Here is a 458-nt window from a genome sequence, read left to right as displayed (position 1 = left end):
AAGGCCGAACCCAACGGTTTCCTCGCGCTGCTGCGCGCCGAAATCGAAAAGGTGATGCCCAAGAACCTGGACGACGCGGACAAGTTCATGGAGGGCAATGAGACGGAGCAGGTGAAGGGCGCCGTCTCCGGGGGCGTGAAGGACCAGAAGGACACCGCCGCCGGTCCCACCGAGCAGGCCACCGCAGCGCCGCCGGATCCAAGCGCCGTCCCTGCCCGAGCGGCTTCGCCCCTTCCAGAAGACCCGGCCGCGCCGCCCCCACCCGTCAACACCGCGGAGGCGATGCCGGCGCCGAAGCCCGCGGGTGAAGTGCAGGCGCTCCAGAAGCCCAAGCAGGACGCCGACCAGCAGATGAAGGACGCGGACCTGACGCCCACGCAGTTGAAGAAGGCGAACGACCCGCGCTTCTCCGCCGTCCTCTCCGCGAAGACGACCGTGGAGAAGACCGCCACGGCCGC

Annotated in this window: 1 pseudogene; it reads left to right on the top strand. The window is 69.2% G+C overall.

The annotated features are described in order from the left end of the window. A pseudogene (locus tag D7X12_RS43375) lies at positions 1-458 on the top strand (hypothetical protein); the annotation flags it as partial.

The organism is Corallococcus sicarius (genome assembly GCF_003611735.1).
Lineage (GTDB): Bacteria > Myxococcota > Myxococcia > Myxococcales > Myxococcaceae > Corallococcus > Corallococcus sicarius.
The sequence above is the reverse complement of the archived record's forward strand: the minus strand, read 5'-3'. Positions and strand labels throughout refer to the sequence as shown.